The organism is Desulfovibrio sp. (assembly GCF_018379785.1).
In the GTDB taxonomy this organism is placed as follows: Bacteria; Desulfobacterota; Desulfovibrionia; order Desulfovibrionales; family Desulfovibrionaceae; genus Desulfovibrio.
The window spans coordinates 1-9,817 of sequence record NZ_JAGZUV010000091.1 but is presented as its reverse complement, the minus strand read 5'-3'; the positions used below and the strand labels follow the sequence as shown (position 1 = coordinate 9,817).

Genomic DNA, 9,817 nt, shown 5'->3' with positions numbered 1-9,817 from the left:
TGCACAACCTGTTTGCGGGCCTGTTGCCGCGGCAAATTTTTATGGAACGGCCTTCCTGCCGTTTTGACGCGCCTTTTGATCCGGCCTGTCTGGACGACGCCCGCTGTCAGCTGGAGCGGCACGGCGAAGAAATCGCGGCCGTAATTCTGGAGCCTGTGGTACAGGGCGCGGGCGGCATGTGGTTTTACCATCCGGACTATCTGCGCGGTTTGGCGGACCTCTGCCGTAAAGCAGGCGCGCTGCTGATTTTTGATGAAATCGCCACGGGCTTCGGCCGCACCGGCAGATTCTTTGCCGCTGAATGGGCCGGGATCACGCCGGATATTCTCTGCTGCGGCAAGGCCCTGACCGGCGGCATGCTCACCCTGGCGGCCACGGCGTGCACCGGAGAAGTCGCGCAAGGCATCTGCCGGGAAGGCCGGGTCTTTATGCACGGGCCTACCTTTATGGCCAATGCCCTGGCCTGCGCCGTGGCCGGGGCCGCCTTGGACATTTTGGATGAAAACCGCTGGCAGGCGCAGGTGACCGGGTTGGAAACAGCCATGCGTCAAGGACTGGAGCCCTGCCGCCACCTGCCCGGCGTGGAGGATGTGCGGGTGCTGGGCGGCATCGGCGTGGTGGAAACGGAGCGGCCCGTGAACACGGCGGCCCTGCAGGCCTGCTTTGTGGAACAGGGCGTCTGGATCAGACCGTTCAACCGCCTTATTTATCTCATGCCGCCCTATGTGAGCCCGACCGAGGATGTAATCCGGCTCTGCGCGGCTGTGGAGACGGCTCTGCGCCGGGGCGCGCATTGCGCATGAAGGTAGAGCCGTTCACGCATGAAATGCGCCAACTGCTCTGAGCGCTATCCGTAAGTAACGGATACCGACTGTAGTTTCCTTGGCTGTCTGTCCGCGAACTGATTGCCGTCGCCGACCGTTGCGGCGCAGACGAGCTTTGCTCGCCGTAAACGGGCATTTCAAGTGTCAACGATGACTGTTATTCGGCGGGAGGCGGCGGTACCGGCAGGCCCCGGAAGATGAGCCGCGTGGCTGTGGCGTCGGCCAGTTCTGCCACGTCCATGAGTTTTTCCAGCAGCTCCAGCAAATAGAAACGGTCGTTTTCGCAGCCGTCCGTGAAGTCCGCCTCCAGTTCGCCGGAACGCATATAGGTTTCCAATTCTTCCAGATCCTTGACTGTCAACATGTTGCATCCTTTTGTTCCGCCGTCAGGGCGGTCAGGCAGCGCTCGGTCAGAGCGTCAGCCATGCGCTCCACGGCGGCGATTTCTTTCTTGCTGATGTCGTCGTAATGGACGCCCGCGCTCACGCAGACAGCGCGTTTCAAAACGTCGGCCAGGCGCCTGGCCATGCGCCTGGCCAGTTGATCCTCCCGGTGGCCGGGCAGGACAAACACAGCCGTTTCCGAGGTCTTGTCCGGCGCGGCCAGAGCAACTGCTCCCAAGTGCGCCGCGCCGCCGCTCAGAACCACCTGGAGATCGCGTCCCAGATGCTGGACGCGCAATTCCAGTTTCAGCCGTCCCCGCCGCAGACAAAAACGCATATTTGCTCCTTCAGGCGATCTTTTGCCAGGATGGGGCAGAATGGCTGTTATGGCAAGTGGGAGAAACTTGTTTGATGAAGCGCCGGAATTATTTCTCGTTAAAGCGCCTCGGACGGGGTCAGACGGGCACACTCCCGACAGCGCCGCCGCAGCTCCAGGGCATTGGCGGTTACGTCGATGCGCGCCGTGGAACAGTCATAATTCCGGAGTGCTTCTGCACATTCTTCTTCCTTTAGCGGCGAATTGTGCGCATAGCCGCGCCGTTCCATTTCCCGGACCAGTTCGCCGTGCCGTTCATACATCCGGCACGGATCGACCAGGCCGCCAGACAGAAAGCCGGTAATGGATTTCCCCTTTTTCAGGCTGCCGAGAAGCATGTGCAGTTCCACATGTTCTCCCAAAAGGTGCTTCCGGCACATGTGTGACGGCGGCACCAGCCACATCCGCATTGTCGGTCTCCTTGTTCACGTTGCTGCGTCGCTATAAGCCGTTAGATTGTTTGTAAGCATTCAAGGCCGCTTGCCAAGTCGTTTCTGTTGACCGGCTGAAAAACCTGAAATTTTCTCGTCTGGACAAGACGCAACGGGCGACGTATATATAAAAGAACGAGAATTTTCAGTTTGATACGGGAAAAATATTGAGGTTTTTCCCGTAGTTCCCAAGGCCGGGGCGGCTTGGCGGCCGCCTGTTTCAGCCTCAGTGTTTCAGCAGGAGCGGGCGGCGCGCATGCCCATATTTTTCCAGTCTGGCAAGCCGTTGAAGCGGCGCGGCGGGGCTTTTGCCCTGGCCGTGGCGGTCATGTGCTTTCTGCTGGCAGCGGGCGTCCACGGCTTTGCCGTGGATATCGCTCCTGGAGTTGTTCCGGGCGGCGACAACGCTGTTTCAGAGCGTCCCAAGGTGCTGGACCATGTGGATGAATCCGCCTTCAGCACTGCGCCGCCGTCGCTCCCCAAAGATGAATCTGCTTCCTTGCCCGGCGGAATGCCGGATGTCGCGCCGTCAGAGACGCCGTCTCCCGATGCCGGCGTCCAGGCCGTTCAGAGCCCTCCTGATCCCACATCGCCTGATACTGCCGGGTCTTCTCCCGCGCAAGCCCGGCGGCCCCCCGTCTCCGCCGATACGGTAGGGCCGCCGCCCGCCGCCCTGCCCGAAAAGGACGATCTGCCTTCCGCGGCGGCGGACCCTCCGGCCGCATCTGCCGCGTCGAAAATCAAGCTGTTCGGCACGGTGGAGTTCAAGCGGCCGCTTTCCTCGTTGCCCGCCTGGCTGGACCTGCTCAAGCGCAATCAGGCTGATCCCGTTTTTTTGCCGGAAAAACATTTTAACAAGAAGGTGACCTGGGCGCAGTTCAAGGAGAAAGCCAAGGGTAAAAATACCATGGATCTTCTGCGCTACGTCAATTCTTTCTGGAACACCTGGCCTTATCGTGAGGACATAGACAATTGGGGCCAGGAAGACTATTGGGAAATTCCGGCGGAATTCCTGAAGAAATCCGGCGACTGCGAAGATTATTCGATCATCAAATATTTTACGCTTAAGGAATTGGGCATTCCGCCCGAAACAATGCGTATAGTGGTGGTGCGCGATACGATCCGCAATATGGCCCATGCCGTGCTGGTGGTGTATATGAATAACGACGCCTATGTGCTCGACAGCCTGAGCAACGCCGTTTTGTCCCATACGCGCTTCAGCCACTACAGCCCGCAGTATTCGGTCAATGAATTCGGGCGCTGGGCGCATCTCAAAGGCCGCAAGCTGAAATAAGGTGAACTGATATGGAAATGCAGGAAATGAACGCGCAGGCCGTGGCCAGGCAGTACCGCATGAAAAAGACCGTCGTGGTGAGCGTGGGCCTGTTGCTCTTTGTGCTGGCGGCCGCCGTGGCCTTTGTGCTCTGCAATTTCCAGCTCAAATACACCACCCAGGAGATTCTGAACAAGCAGCGTGACATCCAGCAGGCCTGGGTAGACAAGTCGCTGGAATCCGTCCGTGCCTGGCGCGGCAAACTTGTGGAGCAGGCGCGTTTCATCAGTTCGGCGGAAATGTTCCGTCTGTTCGCTGCGGATGTGCGCGGCCTGGGGCCTGAGGGGACGGCCCGGCTCTCCGCTTCCGACGCGGGCCGGAGCGAGGATGAGGCCCTGCGCTCCATGGCCGAGCAGCTCTCCTATATGCGGGATATTCTGCAGGATTTCGTGCGCCGCAGGGGCTGGACGGCCGCCCGGGTGGTGGCTCCGGACGGGACTTCACTGGTGGCCCCGGCACAGGCCGCATCTCTCAGCCCGGAGCAGGCCGCGCTGGTGCGCCGCGCCGATACGGCCAGGTCTCTGGCTTTCGGTCCTGTGCGCAATCCGGGCGACGGTCTGGTCATGGACATGGTTGATCCGCTGTATGAGGTGCTGGGAGAGGGCGACCCCAAACCCGTGGCCTTTCTGCTGCTCACCGTGCCCGTGGAAAAAGCCGTGACCGGTTTTCTGACCCAGGGCCCGGACCAGCATGAGGATTTCCAGCCGCGCATTTGGGATCGCGGTCCCGAAGGCCAGGAGGTGGTGCTGCTGCGTGACGGCAAAGCCGCCCTCGCACCGGCCGCCTTTCAGCCGGGAAATGACTTGAATCTGCCTTTTATGCGCCGTAACGCCCTGACCGGCAGCGGAGAAGTCTACTCCCTGGGCGCCAAACTCACGGACCTGGACTGGTGCCTGGTCGTGGAGGTGCCTGCCTCTCTGGTGGATTCCCAACTGGAAGGACAGGCCACTCAGATTTACGGCCTGGGCGTACTGGGCAGCCTGGGCGTCGCCTTATTGCTGGCTTTTGTCTGGGCCAGCATGGTCAGCCGGTCGCACCGGGCCACGGCCCGCCATTTTCAGCGCCTGTATACGGTGATCCGCCAGCAGAAGCTGATGCTGGACAGCATCAATGCTTCTCTGCAGGCGGGGCTCTTGCTGGTGAACGGCCAGGGCCGCGTGCAGGTCTCCAATCCGGCATTTTGTCAGATCGCGGCCAGAAGCGAGGAGGACATGGCCAATGCGGCCCTGGCAGACGTGCTGCCGCAAAAGGCCGCGTCCGATTTACTCCAGGGTATGGAACGCGTGAGCGTCAGCGGCCGGATGGACAGCATTGAAATTTCTCTGGACCGGCCCGACGGCGCGCGCCTTTATCGCGTGACGCTCTTTCCCTTTGAGGACCATCAGGAAGACGGGGTGAAGGTCAAGGGCGGCTGCGTGGGGATTTTCCAGGATATCACGGAATTCCGCCGCCGGGCCGAGGCCGCGCGCGAGCGTCAGGCCAACAGCATTGCCGCCCTGGTACGGGCCATTGAAAGCGTGGACGTGAATCTGATCGGCCATTCGCAAAAAATGGAGCTGGTTTCGGAATTATTGTCCGCCAGCATGGAGTTGCCGGACAAGGACAGGGAAACCCTGCGTTTGGCCGCGCGGCTCTCTCAGGCGGGCAAGATCTTTGTGCCGCACCATCTTTTGACCAAGAAAGGCAAGCTCACGCCCGAGGAACAGCAGGAAGTCCTGCGCGCGCCGGAATACGCCTACAAAGCGCTGCACGATCTGCAATTCGGCCTGCCGGTGCCCGAAGCCGTCTATCAGATGGGTGAACGCCTGGACGGGACGGGCCAGCCCCGGCACCTCAAGGGTGAGGAAATCGTGACCAATGCCCGCATCCTGGCGGTGGCCAACGCCTTCTGCGCCATGGTCAGCGCACGTTCCTACCGGGCGGGCATGAGTCCGGAAGAAGCGGTACATCTGCTTTCCCAGGATCCCGGTTTTGATCCCGCTGTGGTGGCGGCGCTGGCTCAATTGCCGCCGGATGCCGTGCAACGGGCCATTGAAACGCCTGTGGCGGATGACGGGCAGGAAAACAGCGGGCCGGTGGATGAACAGATCGGGCCGCACATCGATCCCACGCGGAATTAGAGGCGAGCGCAAGCCGTTATGGATGACAGGCAGATGTCTTCCGCATCCGCTTCCGAGGGCGCTGAAACGGTGGACGTGGCGGTCAATATTTTCGCCAAGCCGTTTCAGACCGCACTCTCGTTGCTGTCGCTGCTCAAGCACAGCGGGGAGCATGTGGGGGTGATCTGGCTGCAGTTTGAGCCGTATGGTTCGCGATACGATGCCATCAGTCCGTATTATATTGCCCGGTATCTGCGAGAGGAGTTGGACGAGCGCTGTCAGGTATTCCAGCCGAATTTCTGGCTGGCACGCGAAGCTGTCGATCCCGTCCGGCTTGACGATCCGGACTACCGGCTGGGCATCCGTTATCAATATGCCTTTGAGCAGAGCCGGAGCCGCAAGCTTTTTCTGATGCACAACGACGTACTGGTGCTGCGCGATATTCTGGGCGACATGCTGCGGGAAATGGGCGACGCCTTCGCTCTGGGGGCAGTGGGGCAATGTTGGAACTGTCCGGCACGGCGTGAGGAACTCACGCGCGAAATTATGGGCCGCGGCGCATGCGGCCCGTTGCACTATACGGAGTTCCGGCCGGATTATGAAGCCTTGTGCCGTCTTTATGCTCTGGCGCGACAGCGTGGCATTTTTGTGCGGCCTTATGATGAGGGATTCGCGGGCATGTTCGACGCCCAGCCCTGGCCCCTGCCGGAATGCCGGGTCAGCGAATGGGCCTGCCTGCTGGATCTGGAAAAGACGCGCCCGTTCTGCACGCCACAGGGCCCGGCATTCACGCCGGGAGCATTTCGCCGTTGCGGCACGGAAAATCTTGATACGGGCGTGGCCTGGTTCAGAGACATGCACGCGCTGGGTTTGCGCGCCCGGCATTTCGAGCTTACGCGGTATCTGAAGCACTGGGTGGGCACGGGCAATAAAACCCCCCGGCGCTATGCGCTGGCCGAGTCAAATGCCCTGGGCTTGCTGCAACGCCAATATCCCCATTATCTCCAATGGCTGGCGGAACAGAGCGGAGAGGCTTTTTAAGTGATGCCTGGAAAGGTGTAGGTAACCAATTGCAGAGAGATTTTATCTTTTTGTTTGTTGTTCATATTTCTATGATCCGTGGATATGCCGTTATCCGCGCATTCAGCTTAATGATTGGAGACAGGGTGAACAACCTGTTTGAATAAACACATAGCGTTTCCGCTTATTCGTTAGTCTGGAAGAGGTGCTCCCATGTCAGTGGGGTGCCCGCAGTGATGTTGTGTGTTGATTTTTTGTTAAGAATTTCATCATAATATCGAGGTGGCAGCCCATATCCAGGACGGATGCAACGTACGTTTTCCGGCGTGAAGGGCTCGCCGATGCGGACGTCTTTGACCACAAACAGAGAGCGACGGAACACGACGCTTTCCTTTTCTTTTTCCGTTAGCGAATACTTGACATGCCCGAGCGCTTTTTCCGCTGCACGGATGTCTTTGACCATTTGCGCGAACTCTTCCGGCTCCATGGAAAAGGCTGAGTCCGGTCCTTCATCGGCGCGCGACACCGTGAAATGCTTTTCAATGATACGCGCTCCCAGGGCAACCGCCGTAATGGCCACGGCGCTGCCCATCGTGTGATCGGAAAGACCCGCGACACAATTAAAGGTCTGCGCCAAATGCGGAATAGTCCGCAAGTTTGCCTCTTCCGGCGGAGCGGGATAGGCACTGGTGCATTTGAGCAAAGCGAGTTCTTTTGTGCCGTTTTCGCGCAGGGTTGTAACGGCCTCGGCGATTTCGGCAAGCGTGGCCATGCCTGTGGACATGATCACTGGTTTGCCTGTGGCAGCAATTGTTTTGAGTAGAGAGATGTCCGCCACTTCAAAAGAGGCGACCTTGTAGCAGGGCACATTCAGGCCTTCCAAAAAATCCACCGCGCTTGCGTCAAAGGGAGTGGAAAAACAAGCCATGCCCAATTCTTCAGCAAGCCCCATCAGGCGTGGATGCCATTCCCAAGGAGTATACGCTTCCTGATAGAGATCATGCAAGGTACGCCCTTTCCACAACGTCCCTTCAATGCGAAAATATTTGTTATCACAGGGAATCGTCATGGTATCGGCTGTATAAGTCTGTAATTTGACGGCATCCGCTCCAGCGTTGAAAGCGGCGCACACAATGGCTTCAGCGCGCTCGATACTGCCATTATGATTTGCAGAGAGCTCGGCGATGATATAGGTAGGCTTCTTTTTGTCGAACATTTAGAATTCCAAAAAGTTTTTTTTGAGATAGAGCTTTGTTGCAACAGTGCCGTTGATGGCAAAATCTCCAGAAACGTGAAAGCCCGATTTCTTAAAAGATTTAAGTGATGGAGTGTTGCCTTTTTTTATGTATGCAATTATTTGTTTATCGTCATTTTCGAAGAAATATTTTTTACAGGCTTCTCTTATGATATATTCTCCATAGCCCTTTCCTCGAAATTCTTTTGATATAGCGATACTTATTTGTACTTCTTCATTTTTTTTCTGAAACCTGACATATCCAAACGGTTTTTTATCAATATTTACAATAAAAAACGGAATATTTTTTTTTAATACTGTTGAAAACCATTTTATGTGTTCGCCATAAGGTATAGGCAGATTGTTAAATGAGGCTGCTCTTATGTCTTCTTCATTGGCAAGGCCAAAAATAAAATCAATATCGCTTTTCTCAACTTTGCACAGTGAAATCTTAAAAAATATCAGAAGGTTGGGTATTCCATTGCCTCCAAATGATGCTTTTTCATGTGCTGCTCTGCCCAAGAGAATATCCTCCCACACTTTTGGAAAATATTGTTTTGCTATACGCTGTGTGTGAAGTAACTCTACAATCGCATGCTGATTTTCAGCCAATTCGACTGTCAAAAAAGGCACTCCCAGATAGCATAGTTCCCAGCAAGTCGAGCCCCCTGCCGTAATGCACAGGTCGGTATCCAGCAGCAGGGCAGGCATATCGTCCACGCGTGACAAAATCTCCAGCCGGGCAGGGCAGCGGACAAAGGCGGCGCGTACACGTTCCGCATTCATGGCCCCTTGGATGACACGTACTGTGCTGCTGGCCAGTTCCGTCATGTCCATTTCTGCGGCAATCTTTTCCAGATATTCGATGAAGTTGCCACCACCGAGGGTAATGAGAATGTTTTGCGGCGGGATTGGCGATATCCGTTTTATTGCTCTTTTTTTGACTTTCAGAAACTCTTGTCGCAGCAACACATAGTCTAGTCCAAGCAGCTTGTGACCAATGGTACCGTGATAGAGAAGTTTTTCGGCACCGATATTCTGATTCAAAAGAATATCGCAATGATATTCAGGTAGATGGGCGTAATCATCAATGACCAACAGGCGATAGCCCGCGCACATGATAGCCTTCTGGCAATCACCGTCGAAGTGATATCCGTCAAGAGCGATCCAGATTGGGCCTTCAGCCGTAAGGGGAAGCCCTTCACCCTGAAGCTGCTGCAACAATTCTTCCGGCAGTTCTTTTTCCGGTGGGTGATCTGGGAGAATGTGCAGCGGAATATTTTCTTTTGCCAGCCGAGAACGCAGCCAACCAATTCCAAGCCGGCAAATCATATGCACATTCAAACCTGTCTTGCATGCTGCTTGCGCCAGCGCGAGACAGCGCATTACATGTCCGGCCCCCATGCGGGGGGCCGCATCGGCACGAATGAGTAAGGTTGCTGTTTGGTCAGGAAACATCGGAAGGGGATAGCCTCTCACCTTGTCTACGGTTCACACAACATTGTTTGCCGAGCAGAAGAAAATCGAGATGGGCAGGCAGACCATCTCCAGGACGTGCATAATCAAGCATGTCTTGAGTAAGCGTTTCCCCCGCAGCAATGTCTCGCGCCGCAATAATACTGCGACGTGCAACGGGAGGTAATGCCCGTTCTGCAGATGTCATGCTTCGACGAGGACTACCCAGCGCTATTTCCACATCGCGGATAGTTTGCACAAAATCTTTGGCTTCTTGAGGTTCTAGAGACATAATGTGCTCAGGACTGCGGATACAGCGGTCAAGCGTTATGGTTTTTTCAAGCATGTCAACGCCCAGAGCAACAGCGGCAATATCCATGGTAGCACCGGGAGTATGATCGGAAAATGCAATGGGATATGGAAACATTTGTCGCAGCGTCTGTATTGTCCGTAAATTGATACTTTCAAGACGGGCGGGATAGCCAGAAGGGCAATGATTGATAATAATATTTTTACATCCAGCCATTTCTAGGATTTCTACGGCCTGTTCAACTTCACCAATAGTCGCGCTGCCTGTATCAATCTGTACTGTCCACTGATATCGCGCTGCTTGCCTAAGGAGATAGTGATAGTTTATGTCTCCAGAACAAATTTTGACGCAT

At 56.1% G+C, this 9,817-nt stretch carries 10 protein-coding genes; 4 read left to right on the top strand and 6 right to left on the bottom strand.

Annotated features, from left to right (window positions below; translation table 11 throughout):
* Window positions 1-803 (top strand): aminotransferase class III-fold pyridoxal phosphate-dependent enzyme (locus KH208_RS14255; protein WP_291437393.1); only part of this gene is annotated, 803 nt, incomplete at its 5' end.
* 178 nt (window positions 804-981) lie between these two features.
* On the opposite strand, the gene KH208_RS14250 is transcribed toward KH208_RS14255, so the two are convergent.
* From KH208_RS14250 to KH208_RS14240, 3 genes are all read right to left on the bottom strand, one after another.
* Window positions 982-1,188, bottom strand: coding sequence for a hypothetical protein (locus KH208_RS14250; RefSeq protein WP_291437391.1), 207 nt, complete (start codon window positions 1,186-1,188; stop codon window positions 982-984).
* On the bottom strand, window positions 1,182-1,544 hold the full coding sequence (locus tag KH208_RS14245) for a proteasome assembly chaperone 4 family protein (RefSeq protein ID WP_291437390.1): 363 nt from the start codon (window positions 1,542-1,544) through the stop codon (window positions 1,182-1,184). The genes KH208_RS14250 and KH208_RS14245 overlap by 7 nt, the downstream gene beginning before the upstream one ends.
* Window positions 1,545-1,642: 98 nt before the next feature.
* The gene (locus KH208_RS14240) at window positions 1,643-1,993 is read right to left on the bottom strand and encodes a pyrimidine dimer DNA glycosylase/endonuclease V (protein WP_291437387.1); all 351 of its coding nucleotides are present in this window, start codon (window positions 1,991-1,993) and stop codon (window positions 1,643-1,645) included.
* 277 nt (window positions 1,994-2,270) lie between these two features.
* On the opposite strand from KH208_RS14240, the gene KH208_RS14235 reads away from it, so the two are divergent.
* The 3 genes from KH208_RS14235 to KH208_RS14225 are packed head-to-tail and all read left to right on the top strand — an operon-like array spanning window position 2,271 to window position 6,487.
* On the top strand, window positions 2,271-3,308 hold the full coding sequence (locus KH208_RS14235) for a transglutaminase-like cysteine peptidase (RefSeq protein ID WP_291437385.1): 1,038 nt from the start codon (window positions 2,271-2,273) through the stop codon (window positions 3,306-3,308).
* Between the two features lie 11 nt (window positions 3,309-3,319).
* Entirely contained in the window at window positions 3,320-5,467 is a 2,148-nt protein-coding gene (locus KH208_RS14230; RefSeq protein WP_291437383.1) for an HD domain-containing phosphohydrolase, read from the top strand.
* Window positions 5,468-5,500: 33 nt separating this feature from the next.
* A complete protein-coding gene (locus KH208_RS14225; protein WP_291437381.1) occupies window positions 5,501-6,487 on the top strand; it encodes a hypothetical protein in 987 nt (328 codons plus the stop codon).
* A 163-nt stretch (window positions 6,488-6,650) separates the two neighbouring features.
* On the opposite strand, the gene pseI is transcribed toward KH208_RS14225, so the two are convergent.
* The 3 genes from pseI to KH208_RS14210 all read right to left on the bottom strand — a co-directional run.
* Window positions 6,651-7,682 carry a pseudaminic acid synthase gene (gene pseI / locus KH208_RS14220; protein WP_291437379.1) on the bottom strand — a complete coding sequence of 344 codons (1,032 nt, stop codon included), beginning with the start codon at window positions 7,680-7,682 and terminating at the stop codon, window positions 6,651-6,653.
* Window positions 7,683-9,158, bottom strand: a complete 1,476-nt coding sequence (pseG, locus tag KH208_RS14215; protein ID WP_291437377.1) for a UDP-2,4-diacetamido-2,4,6-trideoxy-beta-L-altropyranose hydrolase — start codon at window positions 9,156-9,158, stop codon at window positions 7,683-7,685. It abuts the gene before it with no gap.
* The coding region (locus KH208_RS14210; protein ID WP_291437375.1) for an N-acetylneuraminate synthase family protein at window positions 9,148-9,817 on the bottom strand (670 nt) is incomplete at its 5' end. The genes pseG and KH208_RS14210, both read right to left, overlap by 11 nt.

Coding starts and splice junctions, on each gene's coding strand:
- KH208_RS14250 (WP_291437391.1), bottom strand. CDS start 1,188: ATGTTGACAGTCAAGGATCTGGAAGAATTGGAAACCTATATGCGTTCC.
- KH208_RS14245 (WP_291437390.1), bottom strand. CDS start 1,544: ATGCGTTTTTGTCTGCGGCGGGGACGGCTGAAACTGGAATTGCGCGTC.
- KH208_RS14240 (WP_291437387.1), bottom strand. CDS start 1,993: ATGCGGATGTGGCTGGTGCCGCCGTCACACATGTGCCGGAAGCACCTT.
- KH208_RS14235 (WP_291437385.1), top strand. CDS start 2,271: ATGCCCATATTTTTCCAGTCTGGCAAGCCGTTGAAGCGGCGCGGCGGG.
- KH208_RS14230 (WP_291437383.1), top strand. CDS start 3,320: ATGGAAATGCAGGAAATGAACGCGCAGGCCGTGGCCAGGCAGTACCGC.
- KH208_RS14225 (WP_291437381.1), top strand. CDS start 5,501: ATGTCTTCCGCATCCGCTTCCGAGGGCGCTGAAACGGTGGACGTGGCG.
- pseI (WP_291437379.1), bottom strand. CDS start 7,682: ATGTTCGACAAAAAGAAGCCTACCTATATCATCGCCGAGCTCTCTGCA.
- pseG (WP_291437377.1), bottom strand. CDS start 9,158: ATGTTTCCTGACCAAACAGCAACCTTACTCATTCGTGCCGATGCGGCC.